The organism is Glaciecola sp. 1036, from assembly GCF_050306235.1.
Classification (GTDB): domain Bacteria; phylum Pseudomonadota; class Gammaproteobacteria; order Enterobacterales; family Alteromonadaceae; genus Glaciecola.
On the sequence record NZ_JBLWFH010000003.1, the window covers coordinates 90,723 to 112,211 of the forward strand.

Annotated in this window: 20 protein-coding genes; 9 read left to right on the forward strand and 11 right to left on the reverse strand. The window is 40.1% G+C overall.

The genetic code is table 11. The features are described from left to right. The first annotated feature begins 17 nt into the window (after nucleotides 1-17). Entirely contained in the window at nucleotides 18-329 is a 312-nt protein-coding gene (locus tag ACNKW3_RS05405; RefSeq protein WP_427398257.1) for a GIY-YIG nuclease family protein, read from the forward strand. A gap of 18 nt (nucleotides 330-347) precedes the next feature. Here ACNKW3_RS05405 and ACNKW3_RS05410 read toward each other — a convergent pair whose 3' ends face one another. After that, on the reverse strand, nucleotides 348-1,256 hold the full coding sequence (locus ACNKW3_RS05410; RefSeq protein ID WP_427398258.1) for a DUF350 domain-containing protein: 909 nt from the start codon (nucleotides 1,254-1,256) through the stop codon (nucleotides 348-350). 95 nt (nucleotides 1,257-1,351) lie between these two features. On the opposite strand from ACNKW3_RS05410, the gene glnE reads away from it, so the two are divergent. After that, complete coding sequence (glnE, locus tag ACNKW3_RS05415) at nucleotides 1,352-4,246, forward strand: bifunctional [glutamate--ammonia ligase]-adenylyl-L-tyrosine phosphorylase/[glutamate--ammonia-ligase] adenylyltransferase (protein ID WP_427398259.1); 2,895 nt, start codon at nucleotides 1,352-1,354, stop codon at nucleotides 4,244-4,246. On the opposite strand, the gene ACNKW3_RS05420 is transcribed toward glnE, so the two are convergent. The 6 genes from ACNKW3_RS05420 to ACNKW3_RS05445 form a co-directional block, all read right to left on the reverse strand. After that, a complete protein-coding gene (locus tag ACNKW3_RS05420; protein WP_427398260.1) occupies nucleotides 4,243-4,857 on the reverse strand; it encodes a TcpQ domain-containing protein in 615 nt (204 codons plus the stop codon). The genes glnE and ACNKW3_RS05420 overlap by 4 nt on opposite strands. After that, nucleotides 4,841-5,782 (reverse strand): LpxL/LpxP family Kdo(2)-lipid IV(A) lauroyl/palmitoleoyl acyltransferase, encoded by a 942-nt coding sequence (gene lpxL, locus ACNKW3_RS05425; protein ID WP_427398261.1) that lies wholly within the window; start codon nucleotides 5,780-5,782, stop codon nucleotides 4,841-4,843. The genes ACNKW3_RS05420 and lpxL overlap by 17 nt, the downstream gene beginning before the upstream one ends. A 63-nt stretch (nucleotides 5,783-5,845) precedes the next feature. Next, nucleotides 5,846-6,103, reverse strand: a complete 258-nt coding sequence (locus ACNKW3_RS05430) for a DUF3081 domain-containing protein (RefSeq protein ID WP_427398262.1) — start codon at nucleotides 6,101-6,103, stop codon at nucleotides 5,846-5,848. A gap of 46 nt (nucleotides 6,104-6,149) precedes the next feature. Continuing rightward, nucleotides 6,150-6,734 (reverse strand): outer membrane beta-barrel protein, encoded by a 585-nt coding sequence (locus tag ACNKW3_RS05435; protein ID WP_427398263.1) that lies wholly within the window; start codon nucleotides 6,732-6,734, stop codon nucleotides 6,150-6,152. An 8-nt stretch (nucleotides 6,735-6,742) separates the two neighbouring features. Beyond that, nucleotides 6,743-7,921, reverse strand: coding sequence for a hypothetical protein (locus tag ACNKW3_RS05440; protein WP_427398264.1), 1,179 nt, complete (start codon nucleotides 7,919-7,921; stop codon nucleotides 6,743-6,745). A 51-nt stretch (nucleotides 7,922-7,972) separates the two neighbouring features. Then, a complete protein-coding gene (locus tag ACNKW3_RS05445) occupies nucleotides 7,973-8,719 on the reverse strand; it encodes an outer membrane lipoprotein-sorting protein (protein ID WP_427398265.1) in 747 nt (248 codons plus the stop codon). A gap of 265 nt (nucleotides 8,720-8,984) precedes the next feature. Here ACNKW3_RS05445 and ACNKW3_RS05450 point away from each other — a divergent pair, with 265 nt between their 5' ends. The 7 genes from ACNKW3_RS05450 to ACNKW3_RS05480 all read left to right on the forward strand — a co-directional run bounded on the left by ACNKW3_RS05450 (nucleotide 8,985) and on the right by ACNKW3_RS05480 (nucleotide 18,913). Then, nucleotides 8,985-11,228: an acyl-CoA dehydrogenase gene (locus ACNKW3_RS05450; RefSeq protein ID WP_427398266.1), complete on the forward strand. Its 2,244-nt coding sequence runs from the start codon at nucleotides 8,985-8,987 to the stop codon at nucleotides 11,226-11,228. 65 nt (nucleotides 11,229-11,293) lie between these two features. Then, complete coding sequence (locus ACNKW3_RS05455; RefSeq protein WP_427398267.1) at nucleotides 11,294-13,312, forward strand: putative bifunctional diguanylate cyclase/phosphodiesterase; 2,019 nt, start codon at nucleotides 11,294-11,296, stop codon at nucleotides 13,310-13,312. An 88-nt stretch (nucleotides 13,313-13,400) separates the two neighbouring features. Further along, nucleotides 13,401-14,000: a thymidine kinase gene (locus ACNKW3_RS05460; RefSeq protein ID WP_427398268.1), complete on the forward strand. Its 600-nt coding sequence runs from the start codon at nucleotides 13,401-13,403 to the stop codon at nucleotides 13,998-14,000. 198 nt (nucleotides 14,001-14,198) lie between these two features. Further along, the gene (locus tag ACNKW3_RS05465) at nucleotides 14,199-15,419 is read left to right on the forward strand and encodes an acyl-CoA dehydrogenase family protein (RefSeq protein ID WP_427398269.1); all 1,221 of its coding nucleotides are present in this window, start codon (nucleotides 14,199-14,201) and stop codon (nucleotides 15,417-15,419) included. A gap of 1 nt (nucleotide 15,420) precedes the next feature. Further along, a complete protein-coding gene (locus tag ACNKW3_RS05470; RefSeq protein WP_427398270.1) occupies nucleotides 15,421-16,488 on the forward strand; it encodes a phosphotransferase family protein in 1,068 nt (355 codons plus the stop codon). Between the two features lie 3 nt (nucleotides 16,489-16,491). Then, a complete protein-coding gene (locus ACNKW3_RS05475; protein ID WP_427398271.1) occupies nucleotides 16,492-17,238 on the forward strand; it encodes an SDR family oxidoreductase in 747 nt (248 codons plus the stop codon). 91 nt (nucleotides 17,239-17,329) lie between these two features. Then, nucleotides 17,330-18,913 carry a serine hydrolase gene (locus ACNKW3_RS05480; RefSeq protein ID WP_427398272.1) on the forward strand — a complete coding sequence of 528 codons (1,584 nt, stop codon included), beginning with the start codon at nucleotides 17,330-17,332 and terminating at the stop codon, nucleotides 18,911-18,913. 83 nt (nucleotides 18,914-18,996) lie between these two features. On the opposite strand, the gene ACNKW3_RS05485 is transcribed toward ACNKW3_RS05480, so the two are convergent. From ACNKW3_RS05485 to ACNKW3_RS05500, 4 genes are read right to left on the reverse strand one after another with little or no spacing between them, the layout of a single operon-like run. Then, entirely contained in the window at nucleotides 18,997-19,428 is a 432-nt protein-coding gene (locus tag ACNKW3_RS05485) for a DoxX family protein (RefSeq protein WP_427398273.1), read from the reverse strand. Nucleotides 19,429-19,437: 9 nt separating this feature from the next. Next, nucleotides 19,438-20,214: a putative DNA-binding domain-containing protein gene (locus ACNKW3_RS05490; RefSeq protein ID WP_427398274.1), complete on the reverse strand. Its 777-nt coding sequence runs from the start codon at nucleotides 20,212-20,214 to the stop codon at nucleotides 19,438-19,440. Then, the gene (locus tag ACNKW3_RS05495) at nucleotides 20,214-21,101 is read right to left on the reverse strand and encodes a DUF692 domain-containing protein (RefSeq protein WP_427398275.1); all 888 of its coding nucleotides are present in this window, start codon (nucleotides 21,099-21,101) and stop codon (nucleotides 20,214-20,216) included. Before ACNKW3_RS05495 ends, ACNKW3_RS05490 begins: the two co-directional genes overlap by 1 nt. Nucleotides 21,102-21,108: 7 nt before the next feature. After that, a complete protein-coding gene (locus tag ACNKW3_RS05500) occupies nucleotides 21,109-21,405 on the reverse strand; it encodes a DUF2282 domain-containing protein (RefSeq protein ID WP_427398276.1) in 297 nt (98 codons plus the stop codon). Nucleotides 21,406-21,489 lie beyond the last annotated feature (84 nt).

Here is a 21,489-nt window from a genome sequence, read left to right on the forward strand (position 1 = left end):
TATGATTGTATTTTTGGATGACGCCGAGTATACCAGTGAATGAGCAAAAAGCAGTAACTCCTTGGTTTCTCTATTTAGTAAAAACGTCGAATAACAGCTTATATTGTGGCATAACCACTGATGTAGATAGACGCTTTAATGAGCATTGCGCGCAAAACTATAAATCCGCAAAAGCGCTAAGAGGCAAATCGCCCTTATCTTTAGTGTTTCAAACTCAACTGGAAAATAAATCAACCGCATTAAAAGCTGAGATTTGGGTGAAAAAACTAAGACCCAAACAAAAGTGGGCCTTGGTAAATAGACAATTGCTTATGCCAACGGCATTTTAACTTTTGTATCTATTTTAATTAGACCACAACAAAAATCTGGCTAAACAATAAGGCTATACCTATGGATAACACAGCCTCTATACTGGCGACACCAATGTTGTGCTGTAACACCACTTCAGATTGCCATTTGACGCCAAGTAACACGATTCGTTTAGTTATAGAAGTCATTACCATCAGTATCACTGCTAATCCCAAACCAACAATCAGCCAACCTGTAAGATTACTCACATAACCATCAGGATCGTATTGTAGAATTTTGCTGGCGGATGACACTGCGATGGCAATTCCAATTAAGTTACCGCAATGTTGAATAGCGAGCGCTACCTGTCCTTTAGTTAAGGTTTTCTGAAATGAATGGCTTTGATTGCTTTCTTTAAATCTGTATTCATACAGTCGAGTCGCAAATAACAAAACTGATAACGTCACTAAGGCACCTGAAAATACCGCAACAAAGGCTTTTGTATCAGTGCCTTGCGCCCAATCTATTATGCTCTTAGTAATCAATGCCGAAGCAATGGCACTAGCGGCATCAACTAAGGCTACGGACACATTTTTTTGGTCTATCATTTCGTCTTTGTCCAAACGATTCAGTACCAATTTATCATGCGCAAAACGCCCAACTTTCACTAGAAATAGGCCGCTAGCACCAAATAACAACATGCCAATTGCTGCAACGTCGTAACCTAATCCTATGTGTCTGCCTACTACAGCAGAAAGCACTATAGTTAACGACAGCATGCGGCCAGCCATGCTGATGCCAAATGCAAAGTTATCTTTTTCACCTAACTCTTTACGCACGCTTTTTTTGCTAAAAAAACCTGACAGAGATCGTATTGAAAATAAAAGAATAATTGCTATACCTACATCTATAGCCAAGTAAATAGGTGTGTCTTGCGAGATAGGCAGAAGCTTTACTAACTGTTCCATGCAGTGTCCCGTAATGTATTGATGAATCGAAGATAATTGCCAACTTGTCCTTATGTTTATAGTATACCAACATCTTTATGGGCTGACATAGATCAATGGCATTATTTAATCCCGAACATCCCACTGAGCACGTAATTAAAGCGTACCAACAACTATTGCAAGAACTAGCTTCAATTGCGACTTTTGAACCAGCAATTTATCGCGTGTTAAGTCTAAGTGACTTTGTCTTGCGCACTTGTGAACAGTTTCCAGCATTGTTTGCCCCAGTGTTATTCAATTTGCTCGACAGCAAACAAGTAGACACTTCACATTACGCGGCTTTTTCAGATTTGGTAGACACTTCAACAACTGAGAATGAACTCAACAATCATATCCGACAATATCGTCAAATCCGCATGGCTGAAATAGCAATAGCAGATTTGTTGCAACTTCATAGCATTGAGACCAGCCTTTTGCAGGTCTCAAAGCTTGCAGATCATATAATTTGCTCGGCCTATTATTGGCACTATGAAAACCTTGCCAAACGCTATGGCTATCCTGAACGCAAGCAACATCTGCAAATTATGGGCATGGGGAAACTTGGTGGACAAGAGTTAAACTTCTCTTCCGACATAGACCTGATTTTTGCATATTCTTTTACCGGTGAAACTCAAGAAGGCCGAAAGCCAGTAGAACATCAGGTATTCTTTACCAAACTGGCCCAGAAACTAATAGCCTCACTTGATCAAGTTAACCAATTCGGCCGGGCTTATCGGGTTGATATGCGATTACGCCCTATGGGTGACAGCGGTCCGCTTGTGTTACCTCTAAATGCCTTCGAACATTATTTGCAAGAGCAAGGCCGCGAATGGGAACGATTTGCCATGCAGAAAATGCGGATAATAAACCCTAACCCATTTTCCCAAGAGTTAATTGATATTGTTAAACCCTTCGTATATCGAAAATACATAGACTTTACGACCATAGAGTCGATACGTGAAATGAAACTGCTAATTGAAAAGGAAGTCAGGCGCAAACAAATTGAAAATAATATAAAACTGGGAAAAGGCGGGATTAGAGAAGTTGAGTTCTTCGCGCAAAGTCAGCAATTAATTCACGCTGGTAGACAACCAGACTGTCAACAACAATCATTACTAGTAAGTTTAAAAAATTTATCCAGATGCCAGATTATTACAGATGATACGGCCAAGAACCTTCGTGATGATTATTTATTTTTGCGTTTGGTTGAGCAGTATTTGCAAATTTTTAATGATGAGCAGACCCAAACCCTGCCTGAAGATGAAAAAGATCAGCAGCGCTTAGCCTATGTTTTAGGCTATCCGGATTTTACTTCTTGTGTATCACAAATAGATGCATCTATGCAGAGAATCCACAGCATTTTTAGTGATCTAATTGATACGTCTGAAGACAATCAAGAAAACGAAGAAGTTGACGAAAATTATATCGATCTTTGGCGTTTAGATTTGAACCTTGATGAGCAATTGTCACTGTTACCAGATAATATGCAAGATCAATCTAAAACTCTGTTGTGTGAGCAAATCCATGAACTAAAGGACAAAATTCATCGCAGTATAGTGTCGCCTAAAGGTGAAAAAAGCCTGCAACGTTTGATGCCTCAATTAATTCAAGAAATCAGTGTGTTAGATGATCAGGGTACACCGGAGCCAGAAGCGAATGGTGTGCAAAATTGTATTTCCGGCGTTTTTGCAATTTTACAAACAGTTTTGGGGCGAACTACTTACATTGACTTACTCAATGAAACACCCGATGTACGTAATAGACTTTACTTGTTATGCCGTAAAAGCCCATGGGTCGCAAAACAAATCGCTCGCTTCCCCATCTTGCTAGATGAGTTGCTCCATCCAAATTACTTAACCCCAGAAGATTTATCGGTAGATGAATTTAAACGACAATTAGCTGACGATTTACGCCAAATTTTATTACGCATTCCTCTTGAGGATGTGGAGTCACAAATGGATGCATTACGCCAATTTAAACATGCGCAGCAACTTCGAATTGCGGCGGCGGATATCAGCAAGACCTTGCCAATCAATAAAGTCAGTGACCGTCTCACAGTTCTTGCGGAAGTATTGCTTTCAGAAGTTGTTGAACAAGCTTGGTATCAAATATGCGAAAAGTTTGGTCGGCCTAATTTAGCCGATAATCAAAAAGGTCTGGGAATCATCGCCTATGGGAAATTCGGTGGTATCGAACTAAGTTATGGCTCTGATTTGGATCTGGTTTTTCTATACGATGCTGATAGAACAGAAAAAACCGATGATTCAGGTAATCGACAACCTATAAGCCATCAAGATTTCTATACCAAACTAGTGCAACGCATTTCTCACCTTTGCTCGACTCAAACTTATCAAGGGATTTTATATGAAATTGACTTGCGATTGCGTCCGTCGGGAAATTCAGGATTATTAATTTCTCACATTGACAGCTATGCCGAGTACCAACAACAAGAAGCCTGGACTTGGGAACATCAGGCGCTGACTAGAGCCAGATTCATCTGCGGTCAACCAAGTTTGGAACAAAGATTTATTCAAGTCAGAAAGCAAATTCTAAGTCAATTTAGAGAGCCCGCTACGTTGAAACAAGAAATTTTGGAGATGCGCGAAAAAATGCGCCAGCACCTAGATAAATCAACCGCTGAGGCGGTAGATCTAAAGCAGTGCATCGGTGGCATAGTAGATATAGAATTTACCGTTCAATACATAGTCTTGTTAAACGCCCACAAATCACCTGAGCTTACACAGTGGTCTGATAATTTACGTATTCTAGAAACGGCCAATCAACTTGGGTTTATTAATGATGAGCAAATGCAGCGTCTGCAAGAGAGTTACTTATGGTTAAGGCATAAAGGACATAGATTGCAACTCGCAGATAAAAAGCAGGTTCAACCCAGTACTGAATTATCAAAATATTTAAATAATGTGAGACGTTTTAGTTGTTTGTTTTCAGGTGGAGAAGAAGATGACAACTAATATTCTTGATAAATTCGACAGTTGTCAATCAGATAGCTTTCTAGTTTATCTGTGATCACCATGGTTGCTTGTGCTTCACAATAATAAATCTGTACATCCAATAGAAAATTGGCATCAATAGCTTGAGCGACTTCCTCTAACATACCAACCAAGGTGTTTTCAGAAATAAAACGGTTTTTCACAATGAAGTCTTGATCTAAATGCCAAACAAGCCTCAATCCTTCTTGCTCAAAATAGGACATTGACTCGTTCATCAAAGTACTTCCTTGGGGAAAGGCTCTTTGTTTAAAATCTCCTTGCCAATCAACATCCTTATTTGTCGTCTTACTAGATTTTGATAATAGTTCGTCAATTGGCGTGTCGTCTTTATCGAGAGGTACAACAAAGTCCCCGAATTTTTCTTTAATGGGATCTCTAGAACTAGCTCTAAACTCAGAATAAAACCTGCTCACATTATCAGCAACTGCGTTGCCTGAGGAGGAGCTTTCAGTGGCTGTTGTTTGATTACCCGGTTCCGGATTAAAAATTAGAAACAGAACAGCTGCTAGCACCACTGCTAGCATTACTAGAATTCTATTAAGCCAAAATTTTACATTACTTGAATTGCTCATAAAGAGATTCGGGTGCCTCCGGCGGACGCGTTTTAAACCTTTTATGCATCCATAAGTAGCTTTCGGGCTGCATCTCGACTAATTCTAAAATATCTTGATTTAGCTTAGTCAGTGCTCTCTCTTTATTATTATCGGCAAGATATTCAATTGCTGGACAAAATTTTATTTTATAGCCAGTTTTGGTGTACATGGGAGTAATTAATAAGGGCACGCAATTGGCTCGTTCAGCAAACATCAAGGTAGCTGTTGTGGTTGCCGTTTGAACTACGCCTCCAAAGGGCACAAAAATACTTTGTGCTGGACCATAGTCTTGATCTGGTAGATACAAGCACAGCTCGTTGTCGTTTAATGCTTGAATCAATGCCTTTGCATTTCTTTTGTGGATCATATACTTATTAGATCGATTACGCCCATGGTATTGAAGATAGTCTATGAGTGGATTATTGTGCTTACGATAAAAAGCAATGCTTGGATGGTAAAATCCTATACCACGGCAGGCAAATTCAAGATTCACATTATGAATAGCCAGACCAAAAACACCTTTTCCACTCTTTAAGATTTGTTCAACGTGTTCAATACCTTCAAATTCAATGTGTCTCTTAACCCGCCAAGATGGCCACCACCAGCCCATAGCGGTTTCAAACAACGCCATACCTGTGCGATAAACATTTGCTTCGAACACGGCATTAATTTTGTCATCACTCCATTCGGGAAAGGTTAATTGTAGATTTTGTTTAGCTACAGCAACGCGTTTAGGCGCTAACTTTTTGATCAGCCGGCCTACGCCTTTTCCAAGCAGTAATATTATTCGATAAGGGAGCCAAGTGATGAGGTAAAGAAAAAACACACCTAACCACACTAACCAAAATTGAGGAAGTAAAAACCTTAGTTCAAAGTGTGGAGGCTTGACAGACTTTATTGACACTAAATAATCTCGTTACTCACAAAGTTGCAAGTATAACATTCACTTGGCTGAAAAAGACAACCTTTAGAATTCTTGATCTATGGATTTGAGTTTTTTCTCGAAGTCTTCTCTGTGTTCTTCTTTTTCATAATCAAAATGGTATTGGTTATGAAAACCAAAGGATAATTTGACTTTGGCATCTTCCATAAAAACGGTATAGCCATCAAAATCAGTGTAGGCTTTGACGCCGTTGAGCATGTATGTGTCGCCATCATGCTCACCATGTTGTCTGACTTTATCAAAAACACGTAATAGTTGTTTTGAATCTAGTTCGTTTTTCATTTTTCACCTCTACCCTTTTATTCGTTGAGTAAAGATGTGTAGATCACTAGAAATTTAAACGTAGACCTAAATAGACAGCCGCACTTTCAAATCCATTTTGCCCTTTAGTCCACTCAATTTCAGTACGGATCATAGTTGAATGGTGAATATAGAAATCAAATCCTAAGCCTAACTGCCCAGCAATCAGGGTATCATCCATAGAACAAAGAGTACCTGCTAATGTGGATACAGTTTCAAAACTTGCATCACAAACCGTACCAGATATAAAGTCAACTTGACTGTTGATAGCTAGCAGCCCCACCTTATAATACAACTGCCCGAAGTTTCCTTCAGCATTACCCAGCATTGCTAAATACAGCGCAGATAATTCAGCGCTCGGCTCATTGATACTGACCACAGGATCAGCTGGGTTTTCTTCACCAAAGCTTTGATAACCAAATTCAATATTCCACTGCTTTGTAAGCTCATAACCCAAACCAATTTTATATGAAAAACTATCTAACTCGTAGCTTTCAACCTCTGTCTGAGCAAATCCTGCACTGGCAATACCGTAAAACTCAGGTTGAGCTTCAGCTTTATAAGAAAGCGTAATAAGAAGAACAAAGCTAGTCGCGAAAAACCAATTTTTCATGTTTACACCTAAAAGAAGTATTCAAGTTGGATCATAAGATGATCATCTCTGCGCATATAAAACAGAGGATCATCTTCTTTATCGCTTGAAAAGAAATATCCATTAACTTCTATTGACCAATTTGAGGTTAAACGCGTGGAGGCTTCAATCATTGCTGAATAACTAGAGCTCTCATCCATGTCTTGAATAAAAGCCACTAGAATTTCTGAACCTGAAAAATCATTCACTACGAATCTAGCACCCACCATAATGTCATTCTGACCGTATATGTAGGGATTTTGATCTCTTTCGTCATATTGATATTCAACCAGATAGCCAAGATCATAGCCACTATCAAACACATTCACATGCATAAATTCAAAACCTGCGACAGCCGCAGAAAAATCTTCATCCATGCGTGAGCCAGTAAGAGCTTCTAATTTGAATAACCAACCGTTAAATACATATAAAGCGTCTAAACCCACTTGTTGTAATTGTGGATAAAAGGGCACAAGTTCTATATCGCCATCGGTTATTTGTGGAACAAAATCTGGTAGTCGATCAGTACCATCAAAATAAGACAGTCCGAATTCTAAATTGCCAAAACTTTGCTGCCATCGCACAGCAAAATCAAGATTAGTCTCTTCATCTTCAGATTCGTACAAGGCGTCGTCACTTATGTTGTATGGACCTCGCAATCTACCATCAAGTCCTGGAAAGGTACGTTCACGAAAATAGGGCAAGGCATAAAAACTAATATAACCTGTATCCAACAGATATCGAGCATCTAACAATGGTTGTCCAAGTTTTTCTTCGTTTGTAATAGTTTCAACAAAATCTGTCTGATTAATGATATCAACCAGGTGGACAGATTCGGTTTGGCCCCAAAACACTCGTCCTATACCAGCCCTGAACTCCCAATTATCAAAAAACACTGAGTACAATGCTTCTCTCACATCCGCATGAGTACGCTCGCTGTCTCGCTGATCAATTCTTGCGAAGGGAGTGAAGGTAAAATAGCCATTATCACCCACGTCTAATTCAAACTGAGGTTTAGCGGCCAATGACACTTGACTGTTGGTTTGAAACTCGTAAGCAGCATCTTGGAAGAAAAACCGCTGTTGCACTGAAGCTGAACCCGCGAAGCGTAGTTCAGCATGACTAACTGTTGCTATTATTACTAGGGTAAAACCCAACAAATAACGCATATAAAATAGTCCCTTTATCTTTAATTTAGTTTACGCATTGAGTTCGTTTTTTTATCTAACACGTCTTAACGCATTTTTGTTAAAGTCACTCTCGTCTACACCAGTTTTAAACTTGATGTTTTCTATTAGCAAGGTGGTACTTTTACCCGTCTGCGCATTATCCATATCTGATCGTAGTGCTCGCCAATGCTTACCATTGTATTGCTCATAGTCACCTAAGGTAAGTATTTTCAGTAAGGCATCTTTACGATCATAAAATTCTATTTTTTGTGCTCGATAATGCGCTTTATCAACCCAAACAACTTGTTTGGTATAGCCAGAATTTTCATATTCTGGATATTGTTCTACCACAAAGCATTCCATCCCATTATAAGTTTCATCTCTTAAATAGGCATAGGTAAATTTTTCGATTTCAAACGACGACATATCTTCATAAGCAAATTCGCTGCCCATGAAAGGGCCAGATTTGTTATGCGACAAAATACGTTTTACTATCTTGGCTTCAGATAAATAAATCCATTGTTCATCAGGCTCAATGGCGTGACTAAAACTTAAAAAAGCGGTTCCAGAAACATCTCTTGGTTCATAAAAGATAGTCAAAGATTTATCCCCATCATCTTCGATTTCTAGCGTTCTCACCTGTAAAACACGTTCCGATTCTTGACCATCCGGAGAGCGCAAAATCATGATGGTGTCTGCAACAGAGTCTCCCCAACCTTGATCTCTCTTTTTCATTTCTTTTGCTATTTCCAACCCTTTCTCTGGATCTTTAGCAATGACTGGCGTTGAAATTAGCATCGTGTTTACTAAGAAAAATAGAAAAATAATTCGCCACATGCGCATATTATTAAACCTTTTTTTGCAATTTAAGACTGTCTAGCTGTTTTAACGGCAATAAGCCATAAATATTAAATGAATAACGCGTTATAGAACATTATAACGTTAATCAGTTCACTCTGGCGTAAAGTTTAGTGCATTTTTTAATCAATTAAAGATTTTGACCTGAAGGACAAAATGTGTTTTCATACAAATACCAACTGGTCAGATGAGCGGATAAGTTAACATGAGCATCAGAAAAAGCCTTAAAAAAGTATTACCACCCATTTCAATCACCGAACAAGAAGCCTTAGACGCTGGTGACGTGTGGATTGAATCTAGTATTTATCAGGGAAATCCTGATATGCATGCGCTTAGACAATTACCTCAAGCCAAACTTAGTGCTGAGGAACAAGCGTTTATGGATGGTCCTGTACAAACTTTATTAGAAATGATCAATGATTTTGAATTGATCAATAGCAATCATATTCCGAAGGATGTGCTGGACTTTTTGGGCAAAGAGAAGTTTTTCTCTATGATCATTCCGAAAAAATTCGGTGGATTAGAGTTCAGCCCTTATGCAAACTCAACCATAGTGGCAACCATTGCTGCGCGAAGTGGCGCTGTTGCCGTCACCGTTATGGTTCCTAACTCATTAGGTCCTGGTGAGTTGCTGATGCATTATGGTACAGAAGATCAACAGAACTTTTGGTTACCTAAACTTGCTGTGGGTCAAGAGATCCCTTGTTTCGCATTAACAAGTCCTGAAGCAGGTTCAGACGCTGGCGCAATTCCAGACGCAGCCATAGTTACCAAAGGACAGTGGAACGGCGAAGAGGTCATTGGACTTAGTGTCACTTGGGATAAGCGATATATTACCCTTGCTCCTATTGCTACAGTACTTGGTTTAGCATTTAAAGTATTTGATCCCGAACACTTGCTTGGCGACAAACTTGAGCTAGGCATTACTTGTGCATTATTACCAAAATCTCACCCTGGAGTTGAATTGGGCAACCGTCATGATCCTATGGGCGTGAAATTCTACAACGGAACAACCCGAGGTAAAGACGTGTTCATTCCAATGGACTTCATTATCGGTGGTCAAAAGAACATTGGTAAAGGTTGGCAAATGCTGGTGTCTTGTCTAGGTGCAGGACGAGGCATTTCATTACCAGCCATGGGTGTTGCAACTGCTCAGTCAGCATTCAAATCTACCGCTGAATATGCATTCGTGCGTGAACAGTTTGGTTTGCCAATTGGCCGTTTTGAAGGTATTCAAGAGAAACTTGCAGATATTGCGGGTAAAACTTTCTTGTTAGAAGCTATGCGTGTGTTAACCACTGAAGGTTTAGGTCAGGGTATTAAGCCTTCTGTTGTGACAGCAATTGCCAAATACCACATGACAGAAATAGGTAGAGACGTATGTAATTCTGCAATGGATGTTCAAGCTGGTAAGGCTATTCAACGTGGCCCTCAAAATACATTAGCCAACGGCTACAGCGCATTGCCAATCGCAATTACAGTAGAAGGTGCCAATATACTAACGCGTAATTTGATGATTTTTGGTCAAGGTGCTATGCGTTGTCACCCATACCTTAAAGACATGGTCGATCTTATTCACAGCGATGATTCAAACGCTGATGCTCAATTCAATAAAGTATTGACGAAAACTGTGAAATTCAGCGTAAAAAATGCGTTAAGAAGCATGGTAAATAGCTACTTACCTTTCTTACGTTCTTCAGATTCAGCAATGAACGAAGTATTGCCGTATGAAAAAAGACTACATGCTATGTCTGCTAAACTAGCTCCATTAGCTGATTTATCATTATTGGTGTTGGGCGGCGATCTGAAAAAAGCAGAATTACTATCTGCTAGATTAGGTGACGTTATCAGCTACGTCTACGCAGGCATGGCAGCTATTCGTTTTTACGAACAGCGAGTTGAAGATAGACAGCAAGCACTGCCTTTCTTTAAATATGCAATGGAATGGACACTAAGCCAAGCTGAAAAAGCGATTGTTGATTTTGTTTCCAACTTCCCAAATGCACCAACAAGAGTATTAATGCGAGTTCTTACAAATACTTATACTGGTGCCACTAGCAAGATCAGTGATGACTTAGTACGTGAATTGTCTAAAGCGGCGTTAGAAGATTCAAGCATTAAAGCGCAAATTACCCATTTGATTAAGCCGGTTGAGGGCGATGGAAACTACATCAACGAGCAAGCTTTCAAAGCAAAACATGCGGCTTTACCACTACTGTCTAAGGTTCAAAAAGCATTACGAAGTGCGCCTGTAGTACCATTCATTTCATTTGAAAATGCGGTAGAAAAATTAAATGAAAGAGGTGAACTTGCCGATAACGAGAAAGATATTCTTTTAGATTACAATGAAAAACGTAAGCTAGCGGTGAGAGTAGATGAGTTCACTTTTGACATGGAGTTAGTTACAGACCACCTCGATACACAAGAGGAAACTGTAAACGCGGCCTAAAATGCCTGCTAACGGAATCTAAGAAAAAGGTGCGCTCTAGTCGCACCTTTTTTTATGGACACCAAATGGTAGGTCGATTGTTATTATCAAAAATAGAACGTCAACAGCTCGCCGATAGAGTACAACTACTCTATGCAAATGCCTACACGGGCGTTTTTGTTACCATAATTACCTTCTCAGCGCTTTGTTACATGCTATTTGTTTCATCTGGTAGCTATTATGCCATTTCCATGGGCATTATTATGTTGGTCATTTGTTTGGGGCGACTGGTAGATATCTACACCACTATGAGCAATGTCAGCGATATCACCAAACACCCGTACAAGCACTTCGCAAAATTTGGTATAGGACTAACGTCTTCGAGTTTCCTATGGGCAGTTTTCATACTTACCTTTATGGCAAGAATGGAAATTATCCAACTAACCATTACCGCTATCGTTTTGGCAGCTCTAGCCGGAGGCGCTATTGCAGTACTGGGGGCAATTCAACGAATTGCTACCATGTATATGTCAATGATATTGCTGCCCTATTCCGTTTTGGCAATTAATTTATCCATTGATGGCTTTTGGCTAGTCGGTATTCTTGGTATTTGTTATTGGGCTTCTATGTTGGTATCTGCGAAAAAGGCCAGTGAGTTTATCACCAGTACCATTGAGTTAACCGAAAAAAATAAACAACTAGCGAATGCTATAGAACACGAGAAAAAACAAATAGAGCATTACAATTTTCGTTTAGAAGTGGCCAATAACGCCCTAGACAATTACACCCAAGAGCTAGAAAACAAAGTAGAAAAGCGCACTGAAGAAATTTATCGCTTATCTAATTTGGACCCGCTAACTGAACTACTTAATAGAACTGCTTTACTAAAACACAGCGAAAAATTAATCAAACAGGCTGAAAAAAATAATCAAGGAATAGGAATTTTTTTCATCGACCTAGACAGTTTTAAAGATATCAATGATGGATTCGGTCATGCATACGGTGATGCTGTACTGAAAAAAATTGCCCAACGATTATCCAATTTACCTAAAGATACATTCGAAATTTGCGCCCGTTGGGGCGGTGATGAATTCATAGTCTTCAGTTTGCTTAAGGATGAATCCTCGCCATTGGCCTTAGCCAAGCAACTAATTGACATTGTCACTGAGCCTTTATCAGTAAATGGCGACATTATTAACATGCAAGCCAGTATTGGTGTTTCCTGTTACCCAGAACATGGAGCATCAGCCGAAGAACTTATTCAAATGGCCGATTTGGCAATGTATGAACAAAAACATCATCATTTGGCACCAGTTGTGTACGATGGCGAGATAGCAGCCAAGCATATTCGTGAACAAAGCATAAGAAAAGGCTTACCCAATGCGATTAAACAAAGTGAGTTTCACCTCGTCTACCAACCTATAGTAAACACTAAAACTAAATCAATCGCTGGCTTTGAAGCGCTAATACGATGGCAACATTTGGGACAATTTATTCCGCCAACTGAATTTATTCCTATTGCGGAAAAATCCGGACGTATTAATCAAATTGGGCTTTGGGTGTTGCAGCAAGCCTGTAAAGAATTTATGCAATTTGCCAAAACGTCTCAGTACCTTTCGGTAAATGTATCTGCGATTCAAATGCTGGATGACTACTTTGTCGAAAATATTAAACAGGCATTAGCGATTTATGAGATGCCGCCCTCTTGTCTTCAGCTGGAAATTACTGAAACCTCAGTCATTCAGTCCTACGAGCAAATTGAAGATGTAGTGCGTGAAATTCAAAGCATGGGAGTTATAGTTGCCATAGACGATTTTGGTACTGGATACTCATCATTGCGCCAATTACAAAAAGTTGAATTTAATACAGTGAAAATTGATCGCTGTTTTATCAATAGATTAGAAACCAAAGATATCGCTATAGTTTCAGCAGCTTATTTTATCGCTGAACAGCTGCACGCCTCGACCATAGTGGAGGGGGTTGAAAGTCAGGACCAGTTGGAAAAGTTACAGCAATTAGGCATTAATATTTTCCAAGGTTACTATTTTGCAAAGCCGATGGAAGCAGATAGAATAACCTCTTGGCAATACAAAGATACAGACTAGAGCCTGTATGTATTCATAAACATTGATACACAGGCGCTAAATTTAGTCGACAAAAATAACAATAACTACTGCAGGACCTTTCCTAACAATGGCCCAATTATATTTCTATTACTCTGCGATGAACGCAGGAAAATCTACGTCTTTATTACAGTCTGCCTATAATTATAAAGAGCGCGGCATGCAAGTCTCTCTTTTTACTGCATCTTTCGATGACAGGTTTGGAAAAGGAAAAATTGCTTCAAGAATAGGATTATCTTCCCCTGCTTCTTTATTCGACAAGTCCACAGATCTATATGCTGAAGTTAATCAACAACACAGTTCAACGCCATTGGGATGTGTTTTCATTGATGAAGCACAGTTTTTAACTCGTCAACAAGTAAAACAATGCTTGCAGATCGTAGACCAATTAGATATTCCAGTATTAGCTTACGGATTAAGAACTGACTTCCAAGGCGAAACCTTTGAAGGCTCGCATTATTTATTAGCTTGGGCGGATAAACTGAGTGAATTAAAGACAGTATGTTTTTGTGGTCGTAAAGCAAATTTTGTAGCGAGACTAAACAGTAGTGGCAACGTAATTAAAGACGGCGCGCAAGTAGATATAGGTGGCAATGATAAATATGTGTCATTGTGCCGTAAACATTACAGTGAAAAAACTGGCTTTATCGACAATGATGCCACCTCTTAACTAGAAGGTGTTTATCTTTGTTCATTAATTGTGTTGGCGTCTAAAATTGGTGAAAACAAGGTATTGCTAACGCACAAAGATAAATAGGTTCTATAAAAATTAGTGATTAATAGACCATAGCAAAAGCAATTTCCGTTATAAAAAAGCCTTGGCTACAATGATTTTACTCATTACATTGGAGTCATGTCGGAGGCAGTAATGGATTTTGCACACACACCTAAAGCACTAGATTATATCAAACGCGTCCATGATTTTATGGACACTCACATCTTTCCCATCGAAAAAGAACTTTATGACACAAACCATGAAGTAAATGGTTCGGGGGACTGGACCAAATGGCAAGAAATTCCTCAAATCACAGAGTTAAAACAAAAAGCAAAAGACGCTGGTTTATGGAACTTATTTTTACCTGATGCCAAGTTGGGTAAGGGGTTAACAACGGTAGAATACGCGCCACTTGCAGAAGCCATGGGCAGAATATTATTTGGTGCGGAAATCTTTAATTGTAACGCACCCGATACCGGCAATATGGAAGTCCTTTACCATTTTGGGAATGAGCAGCAACAAGCCAAGTGGTTAACACCCCTTCTCGCGGGTGAAATTCGTTCTGTGTTTGGCATGACCGAACCAGAGGTTGCTTCGTCAGATGCAACCAACATGGCGGCAACTATCGAAGACAAAGGCGATCATTTGCTATTAAACGGCACTAAATGGTGGTCTACTGGACTTGGACACCCAAAGGCAAAAGTGATGATTTTTATGGGTCTTTCAAATCCAGAAAATGATAAACACAATCAACACAGCATGGTGATTGTGCCCCTGGATACTGATGGTGTAACGATCAAACGCATGTTAACTGCCTATGGTGACTTTGATGGCCCTTACGGGCATGGAGAAGTTCAGCTAGACAATGTAAAAGTGCCAAAGGAAAATCTACTCGTGGGATTGGGTAAGGGTTTTGCAATTGCCCAAGGCCGACTTGGACCTGGACGAATACATCACTGCATGCGCGCCATAGGTATGACAGAAAAAGCGTTAGAACTTGCAATAAAACGCGGCAAACAAAGAGTTGCTTTTGGTCGTCCACTGATTGAATTAGGCGGCAATAAAGAACGAGTAGCCAAAGCTAGAATGGCAATAGAACAAGCCAGATTACTCACCATGCAAGCAGCTTGGCGTATAGACAATCTCGGAGTGAAAAACGCTATGGTAGATATCTCGGCTATTAAGGTAGTTGTACCCAATATGCTACAAGATGTTGTCGACTTCGCAGTTCAAATTCATGGTGGCGGAGGCGTTTGCAACGATTTTCCATTAGCAAGATTTGCCGCTGGTGCCCGGTCTCTTAGATTAGCAGACGGTCCTGATGAAGTGCATATGGCTATGGTGTCTCGACTAGAATTAAAGAAATATAAATAACATGACAAATCAAATCATAGATACAGCTGGAAAAGTCCGGCCTGGCGAAGAACTCGACATAGCGCCCCTAAAAGAATGGTTAGATGCTAATGTCCCCGACTTAGAAGGCGCCATGCAAGTTAGTCAATATTCTGGAGGCGCGTCAAACTGGACCTATTGTTTAGCGTTTGACAATCGTTCCTTGATTCTAAGACGCCCCCCGAAAGGCACCAAAGCCAAAGGGGCCCATGATATGGGTAGAGAATATCGCTTACAAAAAAGTCTTAAACCTGTCTACGATAAAGTTCCTACCATGTTGGGCTATACCGATGATGAATCTGTTATCGGGGCGGAATTCTATGTCATGGAGAAAATTGACGGCATAATCCCGCGCAAATATTTTCCCCGTGGCGTAGATATTTCACCGCAACAGGCGCGAACTTTATGTGAAGTTGCCATTGACGAGCTAATTTCGTTACACAACGTCGATTACATGGCAGCAGGCCTTGATCACATCGGCAAAGGTGCTGGATATGCCCAGCGCCAAATCTCTGGCTGGATTAGTCGGTACCAAAAAGCCCGTACTTGGAACGTACCCAAAGCCCATAAGGTTATTAGTTGGTTGGAAGAACGTATTCCAAGCAAAGAAACTATTTGCATCACCCACAATGATTACCGATTTGATAACCTAGTGTTAGATGCAAAAGATCCTGCAAAAATTCTAGGGGTATTGGACTGGGAGCTCGCTACTTTGGGTGATCCTCTCATGGACTTAGGTAACAGTCTGGCCTATTGGGTGCAAAGCGATGATGACTTTTTTGCCCGTAAAACCCGACGTCAACCCACTGATATTCCAGGCATGATGACAAGAGATCAAGTGATTGAATATTATTGTAGTAAACAACAACTGGATCCCGGTGACCTTGCCTTCTATGAGGTGTATGGATTATTTAGGTTGGCTGGTATAGTGCAACAAATTTACTATCGATATCATCATAAACAGACGCGCAATCCTGCCTATAAAAATTTATGGGTTTTCGTGCACTACCTACTCTATCGATGTAAAAAAATTATCAAACAAAAAGGATAGTCAATGCGGCAAAACATATTAATTACAGGCGCAAGTTCAGGACTAGGTGAAGGAATGGCAATAGAATTCGCCAAAAAAGGACGAAACCTCGCCCTCTGCGCCCGCCGCTTGGATAGATTAGAAACCTTAAAACAAAAACTGCTCGATATTAATCCTAATATCAAGGTAGAAATATTGTCTCTTGACGTAAATGATCACCAGGCCGTATTTGACGTATTTGCGCAATTTAAAACTCGCTTAGGAAGCATTGACAGAGTTATCGTTAACGCTGGCATGGGCAAAGGCGGCTCGGTCGGAACCGGACTTTTTGCAGCCAACAAACAAACGGCTATCACAAACTTTGTATCAGCCTTGGCACAATGTGAAGCCGCAGTTGAAATTTTTAGAGAGCAAAATGCAGGGCATCTAGTCACAATTTCTTCTATCAGTGCCATTCGTGGATTTCGACGCGCGCTAAACGTCTATGCCGCAACTAAAGCAGGATTAAGCTGTTTAACCGAAGGCATTCGAGTGGACTTGTTAAAAACACCTATCAATGTCACCACAGTACACCCTGGCTTCATTCGCAGCGAAATTAATGACAAAGTAGAAAAAGTCCCTTTTATTGTTGACACAGAAACCGGATGCAAAGCCATTGTCAAAGCAGTAGAAAAGGAGGTTGCCAATGCTTATGTGCCTTCTTGGCCTTGGTCTATTGTCCAATTGCTATTGCGTGTAGCGCCTTTATCGTTATTAGCAAAAATGAGTTAACCTATTAACTAGCGCCTGTTTATCTTTTTGTATATTTGCAATGTAATTCATTATCCAGCAGACTTATAAAAAAATAACAAGAGTTCTAAATATGTCTGTTCGTTGGCGAATTGCCCTTTTTTCCACCCTAGCCAGTTTATTATTCAATGCAAACGCGCAAATGCCGCCTTTGCAGTTGGACAAAGATGCATTAGCGAATACTGTCACCAACGCGCTTGAGGCTTTTAATACCCCAGGGATGTCAGTGGCAATTACCCTTAACGGTGAAATCATTCACGCAGAAGGTTATGGTCTTGCCAATGTCGAACAAGAAACCCCAGTTACTGGACATACTTATTTTCGTTTAGCCAGCACCAGCAAAGCATTTACTGCCGCAGGTTTAGCTGTTTTAGTGGATGAAGGTCTGGTCAATTGGGACGATAAAGTCATCGATTATTTACCGGAATTTCGATTAAAAGATAGCTACGCCACTGAACATTTCACCGTTATGGATTTATTAACCCACAACAGTGGCCTTGTCAGTGGTGCGGGTGACAGCATGATTTGGCCCGAACCCAGCGGTTTTAGCCGAAGCGAAGTGGTAGAAAACTTAAAATACCTAACACCTGAATACGCGTTTAAATCACAGTATGCCTACAGTAATGTGTTGTATATTACCGCAGGTCAACTGATTGAAAGAGTTGCAAAAGTACCCTTTGATCAATTTATCGAAAGCAAAGTTTTTGCTCCTCTAGATATGAATTGTTTTGTCGGCGCGGTTAATCAAGAAGCGGTTGAACATAGTGCTATGTCATATGGTTACGATGATGAAAAAGGCATTTATGCCATTCCTCGCAACGCTATTACAGGGGATGCGCTTATGTCGGCCGCGGCTGGAGGAATGGTCTGTAATGCTTACGACATGGCAAAGTGGGCAAAGGCACTTGCCACCAAAACAAATTTACCCTTTTCCCAATGGCAACTAGAAAAAATGTGGCAAGGTCACACTATATTGTCAGTCTCAGATACAGATTATGAATGGGATGGTACACATTTTAATAGTTATGGCTTAGGCTGGCGCATTTCTAATATTGGCCCTTACAAATTTATCTCTCACACAGGCACGCTTTCTGGCTATCAAGCCTATGTTGGTATATTACCGGAGTTAGAGCTTGGCATTGTAGTGCTAAACAATGGTTCTAATTACGGTGCTCGCGGCTCGATCATGCAAACTATCGTAAAAGCCATGTTAGGTGCTTCTGCGTTTGATAATACTTGGATAACTGCCTATCAAGAATATCGAGCAGAACGTCAAAAGCGGTCTTTAGAACGCTATGTTGCACCTGAGATTACAGCGAAAATGGCTATCTCTGCAGAAGATGTGATTGGTGAATACCAAGATACTTGGTTTGGGTCTATGACTATCTACAGGGAAGACGATGAATTGAGGATTAAGTCCTCAAGAATGAAAACCTTAACAGGTACTTTATCTCCTTTCCAAGACAATAGATTTAAAATCGACTGGGACAACGAAAATGCTCAGTCCGATGCCTTTATTATTTTTGATCTCAATGCTAGCCACATGATCACAGGCGCTTCTTTGCACCCATACTCAGTTAGACAACAAAGCAACCATGAATATCGGGATATGTACTTCTCAAAAGTAGAAAAACTCGATATTTCGGAGTCTGATTGATTAGAGGGAAAAAGGCCTGAAATCCAGATAGAAGTGAGCCCGTAATTACGGGTTCACATATCACTCCCAACATAAACCTAGAATTACTTTATTTTTAATAACTTATCTAAAGATAAAATCCCAGATCCCCAGATGATGACAGCGGCTAGTGCTAGCCCCCAAATATGATGCAAATATAAGGCTGCGGTTGGAATGTCTTCTAAGCTGATAACAGCTACATAGTTAACTATCAATAAGCCTATGGCAGATTTACGGGCAAATAGTCCTAAAGACAATAAAATCGGCAATACAAGTTCACCAAAGGTTGCAAGATAAGCGGCAAATTCAAAGTTCAAAACGGGTACTGCGTATTCGTACTCAAAAAGTAGCAAGGTGTTTTCCCAATCGTTTACTTTAGTAAGACCCGATTTAAAAAACACCCAAGCAACGTATAAACGTGCACCCAATAATGCTGGCGACTCTAAATATCCTAATTTAGCAAACACCAGATTATACCAATTTATTACCTTATTCATGACTTACTCTCACTCATCAGCGCTGGTTGAACGCTTTTCAATTGCGACTACCTGACGCTTAGCAATAACACTTTGTAACCAATGATGCATTTGCTCAGGCGATTTTTCTAAGGTGGCTAACACCTCTTCAACGGAGGCATCATCAAGCAACTTATCAAAAGCATTGCAGTACAAAGGGGAATGAACTTCAAATTGCGCTTTTGCTTGATGACGCCACAGTACAAAAGACCTAAGATGAGGTTGTTTTATTGCATCATTTATGGCTTTTTTTAGTGACAGTAAAAGTGTCTGTTTTTGCTCAGAATTTTGATCGTCTAGTTGGCAAAAATCATAAAAAGTATCGATTGGAAAAAAATATTCCACCTTTTGCAGACCCGCCGCTGGACGAAACCTTAATTCGCTGGGAGGATATTGCTGTAGCAAGGCAAAACTATCTGCACTAAAGGTTTCATCTGGGGCTCTTTCAATCCACAGTCTTCGCCAATCAAAATCCGCTATTTCGCTTAAATAAGGTAAATTTTCAAACATTTCTTCTTGCTGCAAGAATTCACTCAAAGAAGTGCCAAACTCCGCCCAATCGAAGCTAGATTTTGGAAATTGTTTAGCATAGCGAAATGCAATTTTTCGAAAGTCTGGTTCCCCTATTATGCCTAATAACGTAGGGAAACTTATGCTCAAAGCGTTTATGGCATTTTCCACATAATTATTTTGATAAATCTCTAACGCAGACGAATTTCCACCTTGCTGGTTGAATATGGAATTGATTAATAATTGTTGATAGTCCATTAACCATTCTCTTTGGCAAATTTATAGGCTCTATCACTTTGCGCGGTTAGTGTTTCCCAACTCGGTAATTGTGTATCCCATTCAACTAGGGTAGGAAGATTACCAAAAAGCTTCAATGCCTTTTGATACAACTTCCAGCAAAGTTCCGACACCTGTGCACCATGGTCATCCACGATAAAACCATTTACTTTATTATCTGTAAAACCAGCTAAATGAATTTCCCCCACAAATTCTGGTGAAACTGCTTCAAGTATGCGCGTCACTTCAGCTTCTACATTGGTTACTTTTTGATTTAGTGCATTCACAATCAAGTTATTAATATCAAGTAGGATTCCGCAACCTGATTGACGACACATTGCATGCCAAAATTCGACCTCCGTCATATCATCCTGAGCATGCGCTGCTAATTCAGTTGGTTGTAAATAGGCAGACAAATTCTCTATCAGAAGTGGCCTGCGAATAGCATCTTGTACTTCATTAATATGTCCGCAAATTAATTCCAACGATGCTTTATTGTAAGGTATCGGTAATAAATCGCCCGAATGCATAAGTTTATTATCGATAAGCGCGCGATTAAAACATAGATGTTCTGATACTAAACAAGGCTGTGAAAAGGCAACTAGTTGAGAAAATTGTTCCAGTACTTCGGGAGGCACTCTTTGTTGAGAACCTAACCCCAAAGAAGTCCCGTGCACACTTATCTCGTATTGATTGCGAACATCCGCTAATAGTTGCTTGGTAATACCGCCAGAAGCAAAGAAGTTTTCGGCATGAATTTCAACAAAAGACAGGTGTTCAGGTTGGTGATCTAAGGCTTGTTGATAGTGAGGATGACGAAGCCCAACACCAATAAATGGGTTGGGCTTATCAAAAGAATGGAACGCCATTTATGATTTAGCTGTTCTTATCTTTTTTCATTTTTTTCCACATTTCTTTAGCTTCTTTACGGCTATATCCACCTAGGTCTTTACAAGTGCCTGCTGGTACTAAACGCCATTCGCCGATATCGTTATCAACGGTTGATTGACCTGCACAACTGTGAGTACCAGCTAGGTTAGCACAGTCATTTTGACCAGCAGGTGAAACGCCATAGCATTTCTCTTTTTTCTTATCGGCAGCTTCAGCTGCATCAATTGCACCTAACGTCATAACCGAAGCGATAGCCGCTGCAACAGCAATATTTGTTTTCATAATGATGATTCCTTGATTTAAATTTACGGTACAGATTGGCAGTATATTCTGCCTCTTTTACTAAATTACTTTCTTAAAAATAAA